At 68.1% G+C, this 22444-nt stretch carries 20 protein-coding genes; 5 read left to right on the top strand and 15 right to left on the bottom strand.

Annotated features, from left to right (window positions below; all coding sequences use genetic code 11):
* Positions 1-46: 46 nt before the first annotated feature.
* The 4 genes from B9N97_RS19395 to B9N97_RS19410 form a co-directional block, all read right to left on the bottom strand.
* Entirely contained in the window at positions 47-640 is a 594-nt protein-coding gene (locus B9N97_RS19395) for a superoxide dismutase (RefSeq protein ID WP_085089394.1), read from the bottom strand.
* 5 nt (positions 641-645) lie between these two features.
* On the bottom strand, positions 646-2022 hold the full coding sequence (hpnE, locus tag B9N97_RS19400) for a hydroxysqualene dehydroxylase HpnE (protein WP_085089395.1): 1377 nt from the start codon (positions 2020-2022) through the stop codon (positions 646-648).
* The gene (gene hpnD / locus B9N97_RS19405) at positions 2022-2951 is read right to left on the bottom strand and encodes a presqualene diphosphate synthase HpnD (protein WP_085089396.1); all 930 of its coding nucleotides are present in this window, start codon (positions 2949-2951) and stop codon (positions 2022-2024) included. Before hpnD ends, hpnE begins: the two co-directional genes overlap by 1 nt.
* A gap of 71 nt (positions 2952-3022) precedes the next feature.
* Entirely contained in the window at positions 3023-3895 is an 873-nt protein-coding gene (locus B9N97_RS19410; protein ID WP_085089397.1) for a squalene/phytoene synthase family protein, read from the bottom strand.
* 123 nt (positions 3896-4018) lie between these two features.
* Between B9N97_RS19410 and B9N97_RS19415 the strand changes: the two genes are divergently transcribed.
* A complete protein-coding gene (locus B9N97_RS19415; RefSeq protein ID WP_085089398.1) occupies positions 4019-4873 on the top strand; it encodes a phytoene/squalene synthase family protein in 855 nt (284 codons plus the stop codon).
* Positions 4874-4895: 22 nt separating this feature from the next.
* Here the strand turns inward: B9N97_RS19415 and trmFO are convergent, their stop codons facing one another.
* The 7 genes from trmFO to B9N97_RS19450 all read right to left on the bottom strand — a co-directional run bounded on the left by trmFO (position 4896) and on the right by B9N97_RS19450 (position 12653).
* Positions 4896-6239 (bottom strand): methylenetetrahydrofolate--tRNA-(uracil(54)-C(5))-methyltransferase (FADH(2)-oxidizing) TrmFO, encoded by a 1344-nt coding sequence (gene trmFO / locus B9N97_RS19420; protein WP_085089399.1) that lies wholly within the window; start codon positions 6237-6239, stop codon positions 4896-4898.
* Between the two features lie 33 nt (positions 6240-6272).
* Positions 6273-6680 (bottom strand): nucleotidyltransferase substrate binding protein, encoded by a 408-nt coding sequence (locus B9N97_RS19425; protein ID WP_085089400.1) that lies wholly within the window; start codon positions 6678-6680, stop codon positions 6273-6275.
* Positions 6668-6973 carry a nucleotidyltransferase family protein gene (locus B9N97_RS19430; protein ID WP_085089401.1) on the bottom strand — a complete coding sequence of 102 codons (306 nt, stop codon included), beginning with the start codon at positions 6971-6973 and terminating at the stop codon, positions 6668-6670. The genes B9N97_RS19425 and B9N97_RS19430 overlap by 13 nt, the downstream gene beginning before the upstream one ends.
* Positions 6974-7122: 149 nt before the next feature.
* Positions 7123-7320 carry a hypothetical protein gene (locus B9N97_RS19435; RefSeq protein WP_085089402.1) on the bottom strand — a complete coding sequence of 66 codons (198 nt, stop codon included), beginning with the start codon at positions 7318-7320 and terminating at the stop codon, positions 7123-7125.
* A 62-nt stretch (positions 7321-7382) separates the two neighbouring features.
* Positions 7383-10250, bottom strand: a complete 2868-nt coding sequence (gene uvrA, locus B9N97_RS19440; RefSeq protein WP_085089403.1) for an excinuclease ABC subunit UvrA — start codon at positions 10248-10250, stop codon at positions 7383-7385.
* A 160-nt stretch (positions 10251-10410) separates the two neighbouring features.
* Positions 10411-12018 carry a CYTH and CHAD domain-containing protein gene (locus B9N97_RS19445; RefSeq protein WP_085089404.1) on the bottom strand — a complete coding sequence of 536 codons (1608 nt, stop codon included), beginning with the start codon at positions 12016-12018 and terminating at the stop codon, positions 10411-10413.
* Positions 12019-12134: 116 nt separating this feature from the next.
* Positions 12135-12653, bottom strand: coding sequence for a SixA phosphatase family protein (locus tag B9N97_RS19450; RefSeq protein ID WP_085089405.1), 519 nt, complete (start codon positions 12651-12653; stop codon positions 12135-12137).
* Positions 12654-12834: 181 nt separating this feature from the next.
* Here B9N97_RS19450 and B9N97_RS19455 point away from each other — a divergent pair, with 181 nt between their 5' ends.
* Together B9N97_RS19455 and B9N97_RS19460 are read left to right on the top strand one after the other, a co-directional pair.
* Positions 12835-14982, top strand: coding sequence for an RNA degradosome polyphosphate kinase (locus tag B9N97_RS19455; RefSeq protein WP_085090665.1), 2148 nt, complete (start codon positions 12835-12837; stop codon positions 14980-14982).
* A gap of 23 nt (positions 14983-15005) precedes the next feature.
* The gene (locus B9N97_RS19460; protein WP_085089406.1) at positions 15006-16574 is read left to right on the top strand and encodes a Ppx/GppA family phosphatase; all 1569 of its coding nucleotides are present in this window, start codon (positions 15006-15008) and stop codon (positions 16572-16574) included.
* Positions 16575-16624: 50 nt separating this feature from the next.
* On the opposite strand, the gene B9N97_RS19465 is transcribed toward B9N97_RS19460, so the two are convergent.
* The 4 genes from B9N97_RS19465 to B9N97_RS19480 form a co-directional block, all read right to left on the bottom strand.
* Complete coding sequence (locus tag B9N97_RS19465) at positions 16625-17389, bottom strand: SDR family oxidoreductase (RefSeq protein WP_085089407.1); 765 nt, start codon at positions 17387-17389, stop codon at positions 16625-16627.
* Positions 17390-17636: 247 nt separating this feature from the next.
* Complete coding sequence (locus tag B9N97_RS19470; RefSeq protein ID WP_085089408.1) at positions 17637-18896, bottom strand: CCA tRNA nucleotidyltransferase; 1260 nt, start codon at positions 18894-18896, stop codon at positions 17637-17639.
* A gap of 57 nt (positions 18897-18953) precedes the next feature.
* Positions 18954-19592: a CoA pyrophosphatase gene (locus B9N97_RS19475; RefSeq protein WP_085089409.1), complete on the bottom strand. Its 639-nt coding sequence runs from the start codon at positions 19590-19592 to the stop codon at positions 18954-18956.
* A gap of 32 nt (positions 19593-19624) precedes the next feature.
* Entirely contained in the window at positions 19625-20239 is a 615-nt protein-coding gene (locus B9N97_RS19480; RefSeq protein ID WP_244560793.1) for a DUF1285 domain-containing protein, read from the bottom strand.
* Positions 20240-20517: 278 nt separating this feature from the next.
* Between B9N97_RS19480 and B9N97_RS19485 the strand changes: the two genes are divergently transcribed.
* Complete coding sequence (locus tag B9N97_RS19485; protein WP_143266869.1) at positions 20518-21483, top strand: AAA family ATPase; 966 nt, start codon at positions 20518-20520, stop codon at positions 21481-21483.
* 20 nt (positions 21484-21503) lie between these two features.
* A complete protein-coding gene (locus B9N97_RS19490) occupies positions 21504-22421 on the top strand; it encodes a DUF58 domain-containing protein (RefSeq protein ID WP_085089411.1) in 918 nt (305 codons plus the stop codon).
* Positions 22422-22444 lie beyond the last annotated feature (23 nt).

Here is a 22444-nt window from a genome sequence, read left to right on the forward strand (position 1 = left end):
TTGGCCGAAGGCCGATCCGATCGCAGGGGAAGGAGATTGGGAAGGATCACGCAGCCAGCTGCTCGGCGGCGAAGTCCCAGTTGGCGAGGTTGTCGATGACCGCCTTCACGAAATCGGCGCGGCGGTTCTGGAAATCCACGTAATAGGCATGCTCCCACACGTCGATGGTGAACAGCGGCTTCTGGCCGTGCGCCAGCGGGGTGTCGGCGTTGCCGGTCTTGCCGACCTTCAGCTTGTCGCCGTCCAGGTACAGCCAGGCCCAGCCCGAGCCGAACTGGGTCAGGGCGGCCTGGGTCAGCTCTTCCTTGAACTTGTCGACGCTGCCGAAGTCGGCGACGATGCGCTGCTCCAGGGCCGCCGGCATCTTGCCGCCGTCCTTCTTCAGGCACTGCCAGAAGAAGGTGTGGTTCCACACCTGGGCGGCGTTGTTGAAGATGCCGACCTTGGACGAGTCACCGGCCGAGGCCTTGATGACCTCCTCCAGGCTGGCGTTGGCCAGCGGGGTGTCCTTGGTCAGGTTGTTCAGGTTGGTGACGTAGGTCTGGTGGTGCTTGTCATGGTGCAGGTGCAGGGTCTCCGACGAGATGTACGGAGCCAGAGCGTCGTACGCATACGGAAGCGGCGGAAGTTCGAACGCCATTTGATTTACCCTCTCTTCTTTGATTGTCCTTCCGGGCCGGGCCTTGCGAGCACGGCACCTCCGTCCGTCCAAATAGGCCGATGACGGAAGCTTGTGAAGGCCGGAAACACTCTCGAACGTCGTATAGGGTTATTTCCGTTCGACAAAGTGGCCTCGGCCGCCCGGTTTCCCGAGCGCACGGCGGCCTCCAACGTCGCGGGAAGCCCCGTTTCCGTCCAGTCACCGGCCAGCGTCAGGTTGCTCCAGCGGGTGCGGGTTCCCGGACGGCGCGCGACCGATTCGGGCGACTGTTCCGGCGTCGCCCGCCGTTCCTTCACCACGCGGTGGGGCGGAATCGCACCCTCGAGTCGCAGGTGGGGGGCGATCTCCGTCCAAAGCCGGCCGGCGATCTCCTCGGCCGGCAGGTCCGCCAGTGCATCGGCGTCGCTGACGGTGACCGACAGCAGGTCGTCGCGGGCGAACAGCCATTCCGCGGTGCCGCCGACCAGCCCGGCGAAGGGCAGGCCGCCTGGCAGCCGCACCGGCCCCTCCAACCGGACATGCAGGTTGACGATGGCCGCACCCGGCGGCGGTACGGTTAACTCCGGCACCAGCCGCGCCGCCACCCAGGCCGGCGCTGCGAGAATCACACTGTCGAGCGGACCGAGCGTCACGGCACTGCCGCCGGCCGAAAAGCCGGTCACGCGGTGGCTGTCGAAGGCCAGCCCGTCGACCCGTGCCCCCAGGTTGAGCGCCGCACCGGCGGCCCGCAGCCGCGCCAGCGCCGGGTCGACGAAGGCGGCGGACAGGCCCCACGGCGCCAGCACAGGCCGGCAGGCCGCCTCGCCCCGCAGCAGCGTCTCGCGCAGCACCGCACCGAACAGACGGGCGGAGACGCGCTCCACCGGCCCGTTGAGGGCGGAGACCGCCAGCGGGCGCCACAGCGGCTCGAACAACGCTCCGCCGGGCGGCAGGCAATCGGCGACCGACTGCCCCCGCCGGGCGGTCAGGCAGCGCAGGGATGCCAGATAGTCGGCGGGCCTGCTGCCGGGCACCCGACGGGCCGGATCGAACAGCCACAGCCCGCCGGGGCGCAGCGTCCAAGCGGCACCGTTGCGCAGGTCGAGGAAGGGAAAGGCAGCCGGCCGCAGTTCCTCCAGCGCATCGCCGCCGCCGGTGCGCCGAGCATAGTCGAGCAATGCCCGGTTGCCGCTGAGCACCATATGGCTGCCGTTGTCGATCGACCGGCCGAGCGTGGCGTCATGGAAGCTGCGGCAGCGCCCGCCGGCCTGCGGAGCCTGCTCATAGAGCGCGACGCGCCGGCCAGCCTCCACCAGCCGGACGGCGGCGGCCAGCCCGGCCAGCCCGGCGCCGATGACATGGACGGTGCCCGTCTCGCTCATCAGGCGGCCGGAGGAATGCCGAGCATGCAGCGCACCGCCACCCAGGCGCTTTCCCGCCGACCAACCCGCACACGCGCGTTCAGGTCGCGCCAGCCGGCCGCACGCAAGCGCTTCAGCAGCCGGTGATACAGCACCATCATCGCGGTGGCCGCCCAGAGGGAGCCCCGCGCATGGCCGGCAATGGCGGAGCGTGCCTCTGCAAAGCGGGCCTCCGCCATTTCGGCCAGCGCCTCGCAAGCGCGGGGCAGGGCGGGATGGGCCAGCACCTCGTCCGGGCGGTCGGCGTCGATGCCGGCGGCCAGCAGGAGTTCCCGCGGCAGGTAGAGCCGATCCAACTCCGCATCCTCGGCCAGATCGCGCAGGATGTTGGTCAGCTGCAGGGCCTCGCCCAATGCCAGGGCGAAGCGCTCGGTTGCCGGATCGGCGCGATCGAACACGCGGATGGCCAGCATGCCCACGGCACCGGCGACCCTGCGGCAATAGAGCCGCAGCGTGTCGAGGTCGGGCGCCCGCATGCCGCCGGAACCTGGATCTTCACCGGCGACATCCATCGCCATGCCGTCGATCAGCGCTTCAAGCTCCGACCGAGGCAGGCCGTAGCGCTCGATGGCGCCCTTCAGCGCGGCGGTCAGTGGGCCGCTGGGAGCCCCGCCGACATAGAGATCGCGGATATCACGCCGCCAGACATCCAGCGCCGCCCGCTTGGCGGCAGGATCGCCCGGTTCGTCGGCGATGTCGTCGATGCGGCGGCAGAAGGCATAGATGGCGAACATCGCCGCCCGCTTGGACGCGGGCAGCAGACGCATCGGCCAGTAGAAGGTGCTGCCCGATTTCGCGGTAACGGCGGTTGCCGTAACGGGGGATTTTTCGTCCGGCAACGTCGTGGATACCGGTTCCAGCGGGGCCGTCTCCAGCGGCGGAGGGGTCATCTGTAGCATCCTGGGCATTGCCCGTCCTGACGCGCGCCAGTGGCGCACGTCGCGACGTGTGGCCCCGGAGTTTATGCGGCGGAGAAGCTCCGCGCCAGCCCCCGCGCCACGGCGGCCAGCTTGTGATGCGTGCCCAGCGTTACCCGCGCCTTCATCGGATCGCGGGCCTTCAGCCGCCGCGACAGCGATTCGGCGAGGCTGAGGATCACCGCCGCCTCCATCCGCAGGCCACGGTGCTGGATCAGGCCGGGCAGGGCGGCGGCGCGTTCCAGCAGCCGGTCGGTATGCTCCAGCGCCTGATCGAAGATGGCGCGCAGGCGGGCGTCGCTCTCGACCTCCACCAGACGTTCGACGCTGATGCCGGCCTCGTCGAACCAGCCCAGCGGGATGTAGCAGCGGCCGAGCTGGGTCCAGTCCTCGCGCGCATCCTGCAGATGGTTCAGCACCTGCAGCGCGGAGCACAGCGCATCCGACGCCGGGCCGGCGGCCACGCCCTCTCCATGGAGTTCCAGCAGGTAGCGGCCGACGGGGTTGGCGGAGAAGCGGCAGTAGAGAAGCAGGTCGCTCCAGCTGTGGCAGCGGGCACCGACGGAGTCGCGGCGGAAGGCGCGCAGGATCTGGCGGGCATGGCGGTCGCTGACGCCGGTCTTCTGCAGGCTCTCGCGCAGTTCGGTGGCCGGCTTCAGATAGGCGTGCTTGGCTTGGCCGGAGGTCAGCGCCCGTTCCAGCGCCTCCAGATAGGCCAGCTTGGTCTCCGGCTCGAGATCCGGATCGTCGGCGATGTCGTCGGCCAGACGCACGAAGCGGTAGAAGGCGATCACATGGGGACGCAGGTGCTTCGGAATCAGGCGGGAGGCGACCGGGAAATTCTCACCGGTCTCGTCCTTGCGGGCGACCGGGCCGGTCTTGCGGGGTTTCGTCGGGGCGATGTTGAAATCCGTCATGGGATCCCTGCCTGCTGCGCGTCGGGGCTGGCGGTGCGACCGTGTGTGCTTCATATAGGCGTAGCAACAGGCTTTGGCCCGTCCTTCCATCGTTCCTCCCCTCTTTTTCCAATCGGGCATCCCATGGTGAAGGCTGCGACCGACCTGTCCTATTGCGGACGGGAGGTTCGGAAATATGACAACGACCACTTTCTGGCAGGTCTGTTCACCCCCGCCGACAGGCGCGAGGCGACATTCGCGCTTTACGCCTTCAACCTGGAGATCGCGAAAACGCGCGAGGTGGTCAGCGAACCGATCCTGGGCCAGATGAGACTGCAATTCTGGCGCGATGGCATCGAAGCCGTCTATGAGGACGGACCCGTACCGCGTCACGAGGTGATGGACCCGCTGGCCCAGGCGGCGCGCGGGCTGGGATTGACCCGCTCCCTGTTCGACAAGTTGATCGACGCGCGCGAAGCCGACCTGGACGACACTCCGCCGGCCGACCTGACCTGCCTGGTCAACTATGCCGAGGTGACCGGGGCGCCGCTGGTCCAACTGGCGTTGGAGGTCCTGGGCGTGCGGGATGCGGCGGCGATGGCCGCCGGACGGCATGTCGGCATCGCCTATGCTCTCTCCGGCATTCTGCGCGCGGTTCCTTTCCTCGCCCGCCAGCACCGGCAGCGCCTGCCGGAAGACCTGATGCAGCGCCATGGCGCCGGCAGCGAGGATCTGTTCGCCGGCCGCTCGACGCTGCAACTGCGGCCGGTGGTGGGAGAGATCGCCGAGGTTGCCCGCAAGCATCTGGCCGAGGCCCGCGCCCTGCGCCGCGAGGTGCCGAAGGCGGCCATTCCGGCACTGCTGCCGGCGACGCTGGCCGACCTACATCTGAGCGTGATCGCACGGGAGGGCAACGACGTGTTCGCCCCGCGCGTGATGCTGGCCAACCCGTTCCGCCAGCTTCGGATGGGCTGGGCGGCGATGCGCGGGCGCTACTGATGCCCGCGCTTTATCCTACCGGTCAGTTCTTCAGCCAGCCGTCGAGGTCGGCCAGTGCCCGGCGGGTGTAGGCCAGCTTGCGCTCGCGCCCGCGGATCTTGTCGTCCACCGGCGGGAACAGTCCGAAGTTGACGTTCATCGGCTGGTAGGTCTCCGCCTCCGCCCCGCCGGTGATGTGGCCGAGGATGGCGCCGAGCGCCGTGGTTACCGGCGGCGTGCTGATCTCCTGGCCCAGCCGTTCGGCCGCGGCGAAGCGGCCGGCGAGCAGCCCGACGGCGGCACTCTCCACATAGCCCTCGCAGCCGGTGACCTGACCTGCGAAGCGCAGCCGGGGCAGCGACTTCAGCCGCAGGGCGCCGTCGAGGATGCGCGGGCTGTTCAGGAAGGTGTTGCGGTGCATGCCGCCCAGCCGCGCGAACTCGGCGTTCTCCAGGCCGGGGATCATGCGGAAGATGCGGGCCTGTTCGGCATGGCGCAGCTTGGTCTGGAAGCCGACGAGGTTGTAGAGCGTGCCAAGCGCATTGTCCTGCCGCAACTGGACCACCGCATAGGGACGGCGTTCCGGCTTGTGCGGGTTGGTCAGGCCGACCGGCTTCATCGGACCATAGCGCAGGGTGTCGACGCCGCGCTCCGCCATCACCTCGATCGGCAGGCAGCCTTCGAAGTAGGGGGTGTTCTTCTCCCACTCCTTGAAGTCCAGCTTCTCGCCGGTGATCAGCGCGTCGATGAAGGCGCGATAATCGTCCTTCTCGAAAGCGCAGTTGATGTAGTCCTTGCCGGTGCCGCCGGGGCCGGGCTTGTCGTAGCGCGACTGGAACCATGCCTTCGACAGGTCGATGCTTTCCAGATAGACGATGGGGGCGATGGCGTCGAAGAAGGCCAGCGACTCCTCGCCTGTGTGGTCGCGCACGGCCTCGGCCAGGGCAGGCGAGGTGAGGGGGCCGGTGGCGACGATGACGCTGTCCCACTCCTCCGGCGGCAGGCCGGCGACCTCCTCGCGCTGCAGGGTGATCAAAGGATGGGTGGCAATAGCCTCCGTTACCGCATCGGCGAAGCCGTCGCGGTCCATGGCCAGCGCGCCGCCGGCCGGCACCTTGTGGGCGTCGGCGCAGCGCAGGATCAGCGAGCCGCAGCGCCGCATTTCCTCATGCAGCAGACCCACAGCGTTGTATTCGGCATCGTCCGACCGGAAGGAGTTGGAACAGACCAGTTCCGCCAGCTTGTCGGTATCGTGGGCCTCGGTCTTGCGGACCGGCCGCATCTCGTGCAGCACGACGGGCACGCCGCGCGAGGCGAGCTGCCACGCGGCTTCCGAGCCGGCGAGACCGCCGCCGATGACATGGACGGGGCGAAGTGTGTCGGTCATTGGACTTTCCAGAACACAGTAAGAGCAGGCGGATCAGGGGCGGGTTATGGCGCTCTGCATCGCCGAGATCCAGGACTCAATGAGTGCGGCGTGGGCCGGAAGGCGGGAAAACAGTTCCTCGGCCTTTTCTTCGTCGTAGGTGTGAACCGTCAGATTGCGGTCGTTCATCATTCTCATTGCCGCTTCCGCCTGCTCCTCGGTTAGGAATCCGGCGATCTGGCTTTCACGGACCATGGCCTTCGGACTTGCCGAGTTGAGGCGTTCGGCCCCCATCTGATCGACAATGACCGACCTCGCGGCTTTCCAGACCGTCTCCGTTGCCAGGGTGAAGCGCAGAATCGCGGAATCTCGAACGACTTCATCGACGGGAAGGGCCAAGACTTCCTGAAGCCGAGCCAAAGCTTGGGATGCGATGTCGAGCTTCCGGCTTACCTTGTCCATTCGATACCTTCCCGTTCGACCTCTTTCCGGAACTCCTGCCGGGCCGTCTGGAGATCCACGACATCGACGAAGTAAGGAACGGTGCTCTCTTCCAACTCTTCGTTGATCTCTCCAATCAGACCGGGAGGCAGCGGCTCTGCCGGGTCGATGGCTACGTCGATGTCGCTCCAATGGCCAACATCGCCACGGGCACAGGAGCCGAACAGATAGACGCGGGCAGGGTGCCCCGCCAACCGTTCGAGGACTATACGCTTCACAGTGTCGAGGGCGCGCAGGCGTACCGGATTCATCATTGCCGCAGCTTACCACAATGCGGGCCAGGATCCGGTCAACGGAAAAGGCCGGCCCCCGCAAGGAAGGCCGGCTTCAGGTCGATCAGGAGTCAGTCAGAACATCGATCCAGGCAAAACAGTGAGCCGGAAACGTCAACCTCAGAGACAGTTCACTCGCTCTTCGTCGTCGTGCTGCGTTCGATGGTGGTGGCGCCGGACGGGGCCGGAGTCACGGTGGTCGAACCATAGCCGGGGGTGGTGGTCGTGGTGGTCGTCGTGCTGGTGGTGGAGCCGTCGGACCCGCAGGCCGCCAGCAGCAGGGCCGCACCCAGGGCGGCCCCCAAACCGGTCAGAAGCGTCTTGTTCATGCCTCTCGTCTCCCTTGCAGTGCGAACTCTGCAGGGGAGAACGCGGTGCAGCTTGCGTTTGTTCACGCCCTCTTTCGGGTTGCCGATTTCCGCACCGCCGGCTTCGCCTTCAGGTAGGGGGCGAGGTACCGTCCGGTATAGCTGCGCTCCACCTTCGCAACATCCTCCGGCGTGCCCTCGGCGACGATCTCGCCGCCGCCGGTGCCGCCCTCCGGCCCCAGATCGATGATCCAGTCGGCGGTCTTGATGACCTCCAGATTGTGTTCGATCACCAGCACCGTGTTGCCCTGGTCGACCAGAGCATGCAGCACCTCCATCAGCTTCTCGACGTCGGCGAAATGCAGCCCGGTGGTCGGTTCGTCGAGGATGTACAGCGTGCGGCCGGTGGCGCGGCGGCTCAGTTCCTTTGACAGCTTGACGCGCTGCGCCTCGCCGCCCGACAGGGTCGTCGCCGCCTGCCCGATGTGGATGTAGCCGAGGCCGACCCGCTCCAGCGTGTCCAGCTTGTCGCGGATGCCGGGCACCGCCTTGAAGAACTCCTTGCCCTCCTCGACCGTCATGTCCAGCACGTCGGCGATGGTCTTGTCGCGGTAGGTGACCTCCAGCGTCTCCCGGTTGTAGCGCTTGCCGTGGCAGACGTCGCAGGTGACGTAGACGTCGGGCAGGAAGTGCATCTCGATCTTGATGACGCCGTCGCCCTGGCAGGCCTCGCAGCGCCCACCCTTGACGTTGAACGAGAATCGGCCGGGGCCGTAGCCGCGCGCCTTCGATTCCGGCAGGCCGGCGAACCAGTCGCGCATCGGCGTGAAGGCGCCGGTGTAGGTCGCAGGGTTGGAGCGCGGGGTGCGGCCGATCGGCGACTGGTCGATGTCGATGACCTTGTCCAGATGCTCCAGCCCCAGCACCGCATCGTGTTCCGCCGGATGCTCGCGGGCGCCCATCAGCTTGCGCGCCACCGCCTTGTACAGCGTCTCGATGATCAGCGTCGACTTGCCGCCGCCCGACACGCCGGTCACGCAGGTGAAGGTGCCGAGCGGGATTTTGGTCGAGACGTTCTGCAGGTTGTTGGCCCGTGCGCCGTGGACCTCCAGGAATTGACCGGGATGGCCGGGCCGGCGGGTGTCGGGCACGGGCACGAAGCGGGTGCCGTTCAGATATTGGGCTGTGATGCTGTTGGGGTTCTTTTGAACCTCCTCCGGCCGGCCCTGGGCGATGACGGTGCCGCCATGCTGGCCGGCGCCGGGCCCCATGTCGACCAGATAGTCGGCGCTGCGGATCGCGTCCTCGTCATGCTCGACGACGACCACGGTGTTGCCGATATCGCGCAGGCGTTTCAGCGTTTCCAGCAGCCGGTCGTTGTCGCGCTGGTGCAGGCCGATGGACGGCTCGTCCAGCACATACAGCACGCCGGTCAGGCCGGAGCCGATCTGCGATGCCAGCCGGATCCGCTGGCTCTCGCCGCCCGACAGCGTTCCCGATCCGCGGCTGAGCGTTAGATACTCAAGCCCAACGGCGTTGAGGAATCCCAGCCGCTCGTTGATCTCCTTGAGGATGCGATAGGCGATTTCGCGGTCCTTCGGGCGCAGATGTTCGTTCAGCTCGCTGAACCACGCACCGGCGCCGGCGATGGACAGTTCCGCCGCCTCCGAGATGTTGCGGCCACGAATCTTGACCGCCAGCGCCTCCGGCTTCAGCCGCGCGCCCTTGCAGACCTCGCAGGGCTGGGAGGACTGGTATTTCGACAGCTCGTCTCGGGTCCAGGCGCTGTCGGTCTCGCGGTAGCGCCGTTCCAGATTGTTGACGATGCCTTCGAACGCCTTGTTGGTCTGGTAGCGCCGCAGACCGTCGTCATAGGTCATGGTGATCGCCGACCCGCCGGAACCGAACAGGATGGTCTGGCGCACCTTTTCCGGCAGCTCCTGCCAGGGCGTGGTCATCGACGCGCCGAAATGCTCGCAGATGCTCTCAAGCGTCTGGTCGTAGTATTTGGAGGTCGACCCCGCCCACGGCGCGACGGCGCCCTTGGCCAGCGACAGCCGCTCGTCCGGCACCACCAGCATCGGGTCGAAATAGATCTTGCTGCCCAAGCCGTCGCAGGCCGGGCAGGCGCCGAACGGGTTGTTGAAGGAGAACAGCCGTGGCTCGATCTCCGGAATGGTGAAGCCGCTGACCGGGCAGGCGAATTTCTGCGAGAAGACGGTCTGCTCGTTGGTCTCGGCGTTCTCGACCCAGACGATGCCGTCGGCCAGCCCCAGCGCGGTCTCCAGCGAATCGGCCAGACGGTTGCCCAGCCCTTCGCGCACCACGATGCGGTCGACCACCACCTCGATGTCGTGCTTCAGCTTCTTGTTGAGCGCCGGCACCTCGTCGATCTCGTACATGGTGCCGTCGACCCGCACGCGCTGGAAGCCGCGCTTGCGCAGGTCCTGGATTTCCTTCTTGTACTCACCCTTGCGGCCGCGGACGAAGGGCGCCAGCAGCAGCAGGCGCGTGCCCTCCGGCATGGCCATGATGCGGTCGACCATCTGGCTGACCGTCTGGCTTTCGATCGGCAGGCCGGTGGCCGGCGAATAGGGGATGCCGACCCGCGCCCATAGCAAGCGCATATAGTCGTAGATCTCCGTCACCGTGCCGACGGTGGAGCGCGGATTCTTCGAGGTTGTCTTCTGCTCGATGGAGATGGCCGGCGACAGCCCTTCGATCGAATCGACGTCCGGCTTCTGCATCAGCTCAAGGAACTGGCGCGCGTAGGCCGACAGGCTCTCCACATAGCGGCGCTGCCCCTCGGCATAGATGGTGTCGAAGGCAAGCGACGACTTGCCCGACCCCGACAGGCCGGTGATGACGATCAGTTCGTCGCGCGGCAGATCCACATCGACGTTCTTCAGGTTGTGTTCCCGCGCGCCGCGGACGCTGATGTACTTGTTCATGGAGTGTTCTTTTACCCGAAGCCCATCCGGATGGAAAGCGGCAAGGCGCCGCGACGCATGACGAAAAACGGCCGGCCGGAAAGCGGTGCTCCTTACGGCCGGCCGGCTGACGATATATGCGCTCAGGCCCGCATTGCCACCGGCGCCCGGCGCGGGTCGGTCATGACCAGAAGGGCGGCACCGCGCGGAAGCGCTTCCACAGGTCCGGCAGCGCCTTGCGCCGCTTGTCGGACTGGCGGTCGATCCAGGCGGCGACGGCGCCTACAGTCTGCGGGTCCGCCCCGGTCAGCGAGCCCAGCATGCGGGCGCCGGTGACGGCGTCCTGGTCGGCGTCCAGCGCCGCCTGCAAGGGCTCCAGCGCCGCGAAGAAGGGCAGGGTGGCGGCCTCCGGATAGAGTCCGCGGAAGACGTCGGCGGTGTAGCGCAGCGTCCGCAGCCGGCGGCGCAGCTTGTCGCGTCCCTTCGCATCCTCCGGCGGCTTCGCGGCCTTGCCGAGCTTCGCCATCCGCGTCGACAGCCAGCCGCCGGCCACCGTTGTCACCGGGGCCGACAGCGCGGCCCGGCGCTCGCCGTCGGCCTCCGACATCCAGCGGCCATGCTCCAGCCACGCGGCGAGCGCCAGCACCATGGTGGTGCAGCCCGGCGCCAGGATCGCCGCCACCGCCTCCCGCGCCGGCCCGGCGCCGGCAGTCCGGGCAAGTGTCGCCAGCCGTTCCAGCGCAGCGCGGTCGATGGCCGGCGCCGCCTTTGGATCGGCGAGAAGCGGGTCGATGACGCCCGACATCAGCACGTCCCACCCGCGCGCCGGCCCCAGCCGCTTGGCCAGCGCACGGCTTTCCTCCACCAGCCGGTCGGCCTCGGGCGAGGCGACCAGCGGCGCGAAGAAGCGGTGTGCGATGCGCAGACGGCGCAAGGCAACACGCATGCGGTGCAGCCCCTCCACGTCGCCACCGGCCAGGGCACAGGATTCGTTGGCGAGGAACTGGCGCAACGCCTGCCGCAGGATGTGCCGGTAGGCCTCCGCCACCGTCGTCAGCGGCGACAGGCCGAGCGGTTCGGCCTCCACCGGCCCCGGCGCCTTGCCGGTGACCAGCCGCAGCCCGGCCTCCGCCTTGCTTTCGGTGCCGATGCGCATGGGGATGGCGGTCTGCAGGGTCAGCGCCAGATCGAACAGGCTGGCGACCTTGCCGGCCTTCAATTCCAACTCCACCTCGCCGATGGGGAGCGAGTTGCCGCCGGCATAGATGGCGCCGTCATCCACCGCCAGTTCGACCGCCGTCAATGGATCGGGGCGAAGCAGCAGGGTGGTGCGGCGGAAATCGGTGATGAACAGGCAATCCAACGCGTCGAGCGCCGCCGCCGGCACCAGACCGGCGACGGCGGGATCATTCAGCATGCCGGTGTCCACCGCCTCGCCGGCGACGATCCACTCCCATTCCCGCCGCACCGCCACGGCGGCGGAATCGCCGGGGCTGGCGCTGTTGACGGTCTTCAGGGCCTGGATGAAGCGGTCGCCCTCCTGCCGCACGCGCAGCGCCACGCCGTTCGCCGCCAGCTTCAGGTCGGGGGTGTCGAAATAGGCGGTGCGCAGCCGCTGCGTCACGGCCGGACCGTCGGCAAGCGCCTGCAGCGCCGGAAGGGCGGCGACCCGCGCCAGATCCGCCGACGCGGCGTGGAGCTTCAACTCCACCTCGCGGACGGCGGCGGGGGTGGAGGTCTGCGCATCGGGGAGTGCGGGCGGGCTGACGGGCGGAATGGCGGGTGGCAAGGGGCGGCATCCTCCCGTATCCGGCCGGAGCGGCCTGGCGGCCAATACAGCCTGGAATGACAAACGGCCTGGAATGACTCAGGTGGTTCCGTGGATACCCCAACCGCCGCCGCAGGTTAAGAGAGTTTACGCGGCTGCACAAAATCCGCCAGCCGCCCGGCCCCCAGTTCCAGGTCGGCCCAATGCAGCGTTTCGAACACCAGGACGGCGCAGGCGCCGGTCGGGAACTTGTCGGCCAGCGCATGGCGCAGCCCATGGTCGCCGCTGCCCGTCAGGGCGTTCGCCAGCTCGTGCAGGTCCGGATTGTGCGCCACCAGCATCAGGCCGGTCGCCGAATCCGGCGCGTCGCGCAGTCGTTCCAGCAGCGTGCGGGCGCCGCACAGGTACAGTCCCCGCTCATGCTCCACCGGCGGGAAGGGCGCCCCGATGGCCGCCATCACCCGCTTGCGCGTCTCCACCGCCCGCACCGCCGTCGAACACAGGACGAGGTCGATGTGGGCGTGATGCTTGGCCAGATAGCCGCCGACGAGGGTGGCCGCCTTCTCGCCGCGGGCGTTCAGCGGCCGGTCGTGGTCGCCCAGAGACGGATCGTCCCAGGAGGATTTGGCGTGGCGCAGCAGGAACAGCGTCTTCATGGCGGCAATCGGTCGCGGCAGGGAATGGGAAGGGGGAGGGGAGGTCGCAGCCTATAGCCAAATGGGAGTCCTGAAACCGTAACGCATATGGGATACTCTGTCTGCCCACCATATAACCGTCGTCGGCACCGCTGATAAGGCAGGCGCCGGCGTCCAGGGTTTCATGATTTCAGAGGTCGACGTGACGCAACTCCAGGAACTCGATTCGGTCGGTATCGAGCCAAACGCTCCGGAACGCTTCATCAATCGGGAGCTGTCGTGGCTGGCCTTCAACCAGCGCGTCCTGGACGAGGCGGCCAATCCCAATCACCCGCTTCTGGAGCGGCTGCGCTTCCTGTCGATCTCCGCCAGCAACCTCGACGAATTCTACATGGTCCGCGTCGCCGGCCTGAAAGGGCAGGTGGCCGCCGGCGTGAAGGCGCCGAGCCCGGAGAATCTGACCCCCGCCCAGCAGCTGGCCGCGGTGAAGCAGCGCATCTCCCTGCTGATGGACAGCCAGCAGACGATGTGGCGCACGCTGAAGGGCGAGCTGCGGGAGGCCGGAATCGCCGTGGTCGATCCCAAGGACCTGAGCGAAGGCGAGCTGGACTGGCTGGAAGCGAAGTTCCTGGACGACATCTTCCCGATCCTGACCCCAATCGCCGTCGATCCCGCCCACCCCTTCCCGTTCCTGCCCAATCTCGGATTCTCGCTGGCGCTGCAGCTGCATGACCCGGTCAAGGGCCGGCACATCGACGCCCTGGTGCCGCTGCCCTCGCAGCTGGAGCGGTTCCTGCGCCTGCCCGGCTCCGACATCCGCTTCCTGCAGCTGGAAAAGGTGGTGATGCAGTTCATCGACCGCCTGTTCCCTCCGTTCCAGGTCAAGGCGCACGGCGTCTTCCGCGTCCTGCGCGACAGCGAGATCGAAATCGAGGAAGAGGCCGAAGACCTCGTCCGCACCTTCGAAAGCGCGCTGAAGCGCCGCCGCCGCGGCAGCGTCATCCGGCTCGCCACCGACAGCGGCATGGCGGCCGACCTGCGCGATTTCCTGCGCCACGAGCTGAACGTCGCCTCGGACGACGTCTTCATCCTGGACGGGCTGATCGGCCTGACCGACACCAAGCAGCTGATCGTCGACGAACGGCCGGATCTGGTCTTCCGCCCGTTCAACGCCCGCTTCCCCGAACGGATCCGCGATTTCGGCGGCGACTGCTTCGCGGCGATCCGCCACAAGGACATCGTCGTCCATCACCCCTACGAATCCTTCGACGTGGTGGTGCAGTTCATCCGGCAGGCGGCCCGCGACCCGCAGGTGGTGGCGATCAAGCAGACGCTCTACCGCACCAGCAAGGACAGCCCGATCGTCGCCGCCCTGATCGAGGCGGCGGAGGCCGGCAAGTCGGTGACCGCGCTGGTCGAGCTGAAGGCCCGCTTCGACGAGGAGGCGAATATCCGCTGGGCGCGCGACCTCGAACGCGCCGGCGCCCAGGTGGTCTACGGCTTCGTCGACCTGAAGACCCACGCCAAGGTGTCGCTGGTGGTGCGGCGCGAGAAGAAGGCGCTGCGCAGCTACGTCCATTTCGGCACCGGCAACTACCACCCGATCACGGCGAAGGTCTACACCGACCTGTCATTCTTCACCTGCGACCCGGCGCTGTGCCACGACGCCGCGGTCATGTTCAACTTCATGACCGGCTACGCGACGCCGAAGGTGCTGGAGAAGATCGCCATCGCGCCGATCACGCTGCGCCAGCGCCTGTCCGACCTGATCGAGGCGGAAATCGCCCATGCCGCCGCCGGCCGGCCGGCGTCGATCTGGGTGAAGCTGAATTCGCTGGTCGATCCGGTCATCATCGACAAGCTCTACAAGGCGTCGCAGGCCGGGGTGCAGATCGACATGATCATCCGCGGCATCTGCTGCCTGCGGCCGGGCGTGAAGGGGCTGTCGGAGAATATCCGGGTGCGCAGCATCGTCGGCCGCTTCCTGGAACATGGCCGCGTCATCTGCTTCGGCAACGGCCATGGCCTGCCCAGCAACCAGGCCAAGGTGTTCATCTCCTCGGCCGACTGGATGACCCGCAACCTGGACCGCCGCATCGAAACGCTGGTTCCCATCGAGAACCCGACGGTGCATGAACAGGTGCTCGACCAGATCATGGTCGCCAACATGAAGGATGACGCAAGCACCTGGAAGCTGGGCCCCGATGGCGTGTACCATCGGATCAAGGCTGGCCCGGACGCGTTCAGCGCCCATAATTACTTCATGACCAACCCCAGCCTGTCCGGCCGGGGCAGCGCGCTCAGCAGCAAGCGCACGCCGCCGCGGCTTATGCTGCACGCGGTGTCCTGAGGGCGGGTGACGGGAGCGAGAGTATGAGCAAGGACAAACGTGCGGCCGCCATCCCGGGCGACGTCGGGCAGGCGGGCGCCGGGGGATTCGGCATGGCTGCCGCCCCCGATCAAGCCGGCGAGCGCGTCGGCGTGATCGACATCGGTTCCAACTCGATCCGTCTGGTCGTCTATGACGGGCTGACCCGGTCGCCGCTTGCGCTGTTCAACGAGAAGGTGCTGTGCGGCCTCGGTTGCGGTGTCGAGAAGTCCGGCGTGCTGAACCCCGACGGCGTCGCCCAGGGGCTGGTGGCGCTGGAACGCTTCGCCACGCTGGCCCGGGGCATGCGTGTCGGCCGGCTGGACGTGATCGCCACCGCGGCCATGCGCGACGCCCGCGATGGTGCGGCCTTCGTCGATGCCATCCGCCGCCGCGCCGGCCTGGCCGTCCGCGTCATCAGCGGCGAGGAGGAGGCGCGGCTGTCGGCCATGGGCGTGCTGTCCGGCACCCCCGGCGCCGACGGCCTTGTCGGCGACCTCGGCGGCGGCAGCCTGGAACTGGTGACGCTCGACCGCGGCGTGATCGGCAAGCAGGTGACGCTGCCGCTTGGGCCCTTGCGGCTGATGGAGGTCGGCCCGGCCAAGGGCGGCCCGGCCAAGCTGATCGACCAGCATCTGGAATCGCTGCCCTGGTTGTCGGCGATGAAGGGGCGGCCCTTCTACCCGGTCGGCGGAAGCTGGCGCGCCATCGCCAAGCTGCATATGGAGCAGTCCGGCCACCCCCTGCACATCATCCACCACTACACCATCCCGGCGGCCGACGCGCGCGAGTTCACCGGTCTGATCGGCCGGCAAAGCCGTTCGTCGCTGGAAAAGATGGCGGGGTCGCGCCGCCGGCTCGACACGCTGCCCTTGGCCGGGCTGGTGCTGGAACGGCTGCTGCGCATCGCCCAGCCGTCGAAGCTGGTCTTCTCCGCCTATGGCCTGCGCGAGGGGCATCTCTATTCTCTGCTCTCGCCGGAGGGACAGCGCGAGGATCCGCTGATGGCGTCGGCCGCCGATTGGGCGCGGCGCTTCGTGCGGATGGGCGACCCGGCACTGCTGATGTCCTGGACCGCCGGACTTTTCGCCGGGGAGGACGACAACGCCATCCGCCTGCGCCACGCCGCCTGCCTGTTGAGCGACGTCGGCTGGGCCGACCATCCGGATTACCGGGCGGAGCATGCCTTCCTGCGCGTGCTGCGCTATCCGTTCCCGGCGCTGGACCATGACGAACGGGCGTTCCTGGCGCTCGCCGCCCATGCCCGCTATTCCGGCACCATCGACGTGCCGCTGACCGCGCCGGTGCGGACACTGTTGACCGAAGGGCAGGGCATGAAGGCGCTGGTGCTGGGTCTGGCGCTCCGCCTCGCCCATACGCTGTCCGGTGGCGCCACGGCGCTGCTGGAGCGCACCAGCCTGAAGGTCGGCGACGGCCGGGTGGTGCTGACCCTGCCCGACGACGGCAGCGTCCCGTCGGGCGAAGCGGTCCAGCGCCGGATCGATGCGCTCGCCAAGGCGATGAATCTCAAGGGCGACGTGGTCCAGCCGTTGCGTCCGCAGGCGGCGGAGTAGAGCAGGGCAGGTGGGCCGCCCGTCGATGAAGGGCGGGCGGCCCTACCCCGTCAGGTTCGGGTGATCGACACGCCGCCGTCGACCAGCAGCGTAGTTCCCGTGGTGAAGCTGGACATGCCGGACGCCAGATAGAGCGCCGACTGCGCGATTTCACGCGGCGTAGCGAGACGTTTCAGCGCATGAAGACCCTGGACGAAGGCCAAAGCCTCCGGCGTGTTCGACACGGCACGTCCCATCGGGGTGTCGGTCCCGCCCGGCAGCAGGGCGTTGGCCCGGATGCCCTGCGGGCCGTATTCAGCTGCAATCACCTGCGTCAGCCCGATCAGCCCGGCCTTGCTCGCCGCATAGGCTGCCATCCCGGGGAAGCCGACGGTGTGACCGACGAAGGTCGAGGTGAAGATCAGCGATCCGCCGCCACGGGTAAGCATCGCGGGAATCTGGTGCTTGGCGGCATGGAAGGCGCTGGTCAGGTTGGTGGCGATCACCTCATGCCACATCTCCGCCGTCATCTCCGGAATCGACACCATTGCGCCGGTCGTTCCGGCATTGTTGAAGGCGACATCCAAGCCGCCGAACTGCCGGGTGGCGACCTCCACGGCTTCGCGCGCGGTTTCCGCCTCCGCCACGTTACCGGCCACGGCGACGGCATCGCCGCCATTGCCGCTGATCTCATCGGCCAACCGTTCCAGTTCGTCGCGCCGCCGGGCCACGAGCACGAGTTTCGCGCCATGTTCGGCGAACAACAGCGCCGCCTCGCGCCCGATCCCGGAACTGGCGCCCGTAACGATTGCAATCTTTCCATCAAGCTGTCTCATGGCCATTCTCCATTGCAGTGAACGGCCCGATGGTCGCGAATACGGCTCGGTCCCGGCTATCCGGTGCTTGCTTTCGAATTCGCAAGGTCCGAGCGCCCTATCACCAATTCAATTTCCATAACCTTCCTTATGTGTTTTATCTGTGTAGGCGCAAAGCTAAAATGTCAGTCCAGCGCAACATAGAAGTGTCAGTCTTCCATCCGGTTTTCGACGTCCGCGAGGCTGCCTATCTGGAGCACTGCCGCCGCTATGCCGAACGCCCGGACGGCTGATCAAGCAGGCCTCGCGCCATCTCCAGGCAGTCATCGCGGCTGGGCTGGAAATCCTCGGCGATCCACCAGCCCTCGACGCGCTTCAGCGCTTCGCCGACCGCCGGGCCACGTGGGACGCCCATTTCAAGCAGGTCGCGGCCGGCGATGGGAAGCTTCAAGTCCGGCAGATCGTCGGCCACCGCCAGCGCCCTGCGCAGCGCCGCCAAGTCCAGCGGCCCGTCATGGATGGCGGCGGCGATCAGCAGCAGATCGCCGAACAGCTCGGCGTCACCCAGGCGGTAGAGCGCTTGACGTAAAGCCTTCTGGTGGTCGGCCGGCGCCAAGGCAACCGGCGGCTCGACCATGGCCAGCAGGCGGTCGCGTTCGTGATTGGAAAGACGCAGCGCCTCGGCGGCCCGCAGCGCGCCCGGACGGTCGCTGTCCAGCACCGCCGCCAGCCGGCGGGTCGGATCGGGCGCCGCCCCGAGGTCGCGCTCCACCGAGATCAGCCGCTCCAGCCGGTCGGTATCCATGGCTTCCGGCAGCAGATGGACCATGATCCCCTGCCCCATCATCAGCCGCCACACCCCCGCGGCGCAGGGCGCGGTCAACAGGCGGAACAGCTCCCCCCGCACCCGCTCGCCCGATAGCGTCGGCAGGCGCGGCGCCAGCTCGCGGCAGGCGGCCATCGCCTCGGCATCGGGTTCGCCGCGGCCGTAATGGGCATGGAAGCGGAAGAAGCGCAGCAGGCGCAGCACATCCTCCTCGATCCGCCGCCGCGCCTCGCCGACAAAGCGGACGCGGCCGGCGGCGAGGTCGGCCAGACCGCCGAACGGATCGAACATGGCGCCGTCGGGCGTACAGCTCAGCGCGTTCATGGTCAGGTCGCGGCGGGCAGCATCCTCGATCCAGTCGTCGGTGAACTCGACGCGGGCATGACGGCCGAAAGTCTCCACATCGCGCCGCAGCGTGGTGATCTCATAGGGCTTGCCGCCGCACAGGGCGGTGACGGTGCCATGGGCGATGCCGGTGGGAATGACGCGGATCCCGGCGCCTTCCAGCAACTCCATCACCCGCTCCGGCGGCGCATGGGTGGCGATGTCGATGTCCTTCACCGGACGGCCGAGCCAGGCATCGCGCACGCATCCGCCGACGAATCGCGCGTCGGCGCCGCCCGACGCCAGGGCGTCGAACACCGCCAGGCTTTCGGGCGCGGTCATCCAGGGTTGGGGCGACAGGCGTGCGGCAACGGTCATGGCGCGCGACGCTATCCGATTAAGGCCGTCCATGCCACAGCTGTCGGTCAGGCTGCGTCAGTCGGCCCCCTCCTCCGTCTCGCCGGCGACGGCGCCCAGCACGTCGCGCAGGTTCACCAGCATGCCGGCGGTCGCCCCCCAGATGTAGCGCTGCGGATAGGGGAAGGCATAGAACCAGCGCGGCTTGCCCAGGAATTCGCGGCTGTGGCGCTGCGGGTTGGACGGGTCGAGGATGAAGGACAGCGGCACCTCGAACACCTCCGCCACTTCGGTCGGGTCGGGCGTCAGCATGAAGGGCGGCGTCACCACACCCACGACCGGCGTCACCCGGAAACCCGTTCGCGTGACATAGGTGTCCAGCCGGCCGACGATCTCGATCCGCGCTCGCTCCAGCCCGATCTCCTCCGCCGTCTCGCGCAGCGCCGTTTCCTCCGGACTGCCGTCCTCCGGCTCCATCCGCCCGCCGGGGAAGCTGATCTGGCCGGCATGGGCGCTCAGCGTCGCGGTGCGCTGGGTGAAGATGACGGTCAGCTCCTCCGGCCGGTCGACCAGCGGGACAAGAACCGCCGCCTCGCGCAGGGCGGATGGCGGCCCCATCTCCGGATTCAGGTCGTGGTCGCCCCTGATCTTGGCTGCCGTTCTGGGCGGCATCCGGTTCGAATGGACGGCGTTTTCGACCGCCGCGTCGGTGCTCATCGCCGGAAAGCGCTGGCGGACCTCGTCCAGGCTCAGTCGCCAGGCAGCTTGCCCAGCGCGAAGAAGACCTTGTTGCTCCATAGACCCACCTCGGACTCGCCGGTTTCGGTTCGGCGCGTCTCGCTGCGCTCCACCATGTCGTAGAACACGGCCCGCAGGATTCGCGCCTCCAGCCGGCTTCTGATTTCGATGTAGGGTGCCGGCTCCCCGGTTTCAGGGTTCACGGCGACGCGGATCGGGTGTTCGGGGCCGGCCTCCACCCAATGGTCCAGGTTGGTGCGGAAGGACAGGACCTGATCCTCCCCGCTGCCTGCCACCGTCATCTCCACCGCGACGAAGGGAGCGTCCTCCACGACGATCTTGCCGCGTTCGACCGGCGTGATCAGCCAGTAATCGCCGTCGTCGTCGCGCTTCAGAACGGTCGAGAACAGCTTCGCCAGCTCGATGCGGCGGATGGGATCGCCATTGTGGAACCAGGTGCCGTCGCGCGCAATGCGGATGTCGTACTGCTCCAGCGTCGGCGTCCTGCCCAGCGCGGCCGGCAGTTCCGGCGGCGTCCCCGAAACGGTTTGCCCATCTGAGCGCTTGTCATTCGCCATCGCGTTACCGACCTTCATGGAGTTGGGAGCCGTTTTGTCCCCGGACATGCGCATTTTCGCCACACTCGCCCGCTAGGTCCACCCTGTTGGTCCTGCGGCGTCCTCCATCCGGCGGCCCGTCCGGCGGCGGGATTCGGAAAATGGGTGTCGACAAGGCGCAGGAACAGGGCCAACCATGCGGATCCCGTGTTTCAGGTCGCGGCACCCTTAACAATGGTGACCGTGACGACGACACTGACCGGCCCATCATCGGGGAGCAGCAGACCTTGAGCGCACAGGACATCCTGAGGGGGCAGCCTCCCGTGCCGGAGGACCCGCAACGGCTGATGGAGGAGATCGAGGCGCTGGGCGACCGGCTCGCTTCGGTCCGCGACCGCATCGGCCGCGTGATCTTCGGTCAGCAGCAGGTGATCGACCGCACGCTGGTTACGCTGCTGGCCGGCGGCCATGTCCTGCTGATCGGCGTTCCCGGCCTTGCCAAGACGCGGCTGGTGGAAACGCTGGGCACCGTGCTGGGTCTCGCCGAAAAGCGCATCCAGTGCACGCCCGACCTGATGCCGGCCGATATCCTGGGCTCTGAAGTGCTGGAGGAGGGGGAAAGCGGCCGCCGGTCCTTCCGTTTCCTGCCCGGCCCGGTGTTCAGCCAGCTGCTGATGGCGGACGAAATCAACCGCGCCAGCCCGCGCACCCAGTCCGCCCTGCTCCAGGCGATGCAGGAGCACCGGGTGTCGGTCGCCGGCCAGTACCATCCCCTGCCCCAGCCCTTCCACGTGCTGGCCACCCAGAATCCGCTGGAGCAGGAAGGCACCTATCCGCTGCCGGAAGCCCAGCTCGACCGTTTCCTGATGCAGATCGACGTCGATTACCCCGACCGTGAGGCCGAGCGGCGGATGATGATCGCCACCACCGGCTCGACCGACGAGCGCGCGGTGACGGTGCTGTCCGCGGCCGACCTCCAGGTTGCTCAGCGGCTCGTCCGCCGCGTGCCGGTCGGCGAAGGGGTGGTGGACGGAATCCTCGACCTCGTCCGCCGCGGCCGGCCGGAGACCTCCGAACTGATGGAGGTGCGCCAGCACGTCGCCTGGGGTCCGGGACCGCGCGCCAGCCAATCCCTGATGCTCGCCGCCCGCGCCCGCGCGGTGCTGGACGGCCGGCTGTCGCCGTCGCTGGACGATGTGGTGGCGCTCGCCAAGCCGATCCTGAAGCACCGCATGGCGCTGAATTTCGCCGCGCGGGCCGACGGGGTGACGCTGGACGACGTCATCGACCGCCTCTGCGCCCCCCTGATGTGACCCCCCGCAGCGGAGCCGCAATGCCGCGAAGCCCAGCCTCCCCGCAGAAGAGCCAGTTGTCGAGCACCCTGCTGGCGCGTCACCGCGCGGAGGAGTTGGCATCCGCCCTGCCGCCGCTTCTGGTCGCGGCGGAGCGGGTGGCCGCCACCGTCGCCCAGGGCGTCCATGGACGCCGCCGCGTCGGGCTGGGCGAGACCTTCTGGCAGTTCCGCCGCTACCAGCCGGGCGACTCGCCGTCGATGATCGACTGGCGCCAGTCGGCCAAGACCCAGCCGGTCTATGTCCGCGAGAATGAATGGGAGGCGGCGCAGAGCGTCTGGCTGTGGCGCGACCGCTCCGCCTCGATGGATTTCCGCTCGGCCTCCGGCCTGCCGACCAAGCGCGAGCGGGCGGATCTGCTGACACTCGCCACCGCCGTGCTGCTGGCCCGTGGCGGCGAGCGGGTGGCGCTGCTGAACAGCGGCGTGCGCCCCGACCATGGCAAGACCGCCATCGACCGCATCGCCCGGCTGATGACCGACCCGCATGCCGCAGCCGCGCCCGACCCGCTGCCGCGGGTGGAGCCCCTGCCCCGTCATGCCCAGACCGTCCTGTTCGGCGACCTGCTGTCGCCCCTGCCGGAGATCCACGCCACCGTCGCCGGCCTGACCGGCCGCGGACTGCGCGGCCATCTGGTCCAGATCCTCGATCCGGCGGAAGAGACGCTGCCCTATGACGGCCGCGTCGACTTCCACGGCATGGAGGGCGAACAGAATCTTCTGGTCCCCCGGGTGGAGGCCGTCCGCCAAGCCTACCGCGAGCGGTTGAAGGCCCAGCAGGATGGGCTGGCCGCACTGGCCCGCACCGCCGGCTGGAGCTTCGCCGTCCACCGCACCGACCGTTCACCACAATCCGCGCTGCTCACCCTGTGGGGTGCGATGGCGATGGAGGCGGTGTGACGCGCCGGCCGACCACGTCACCC

Origin of the sequence: Azospirillum oryzae (genome assembly GCF_900177515.1) — a bacterium.
Lineage (GTDB): Bacteria > Pseudomonadota > Alphaproteobacteria > Azospirillales > Azospirillaceae > Azospirillum > Azospirillum oryzae_A.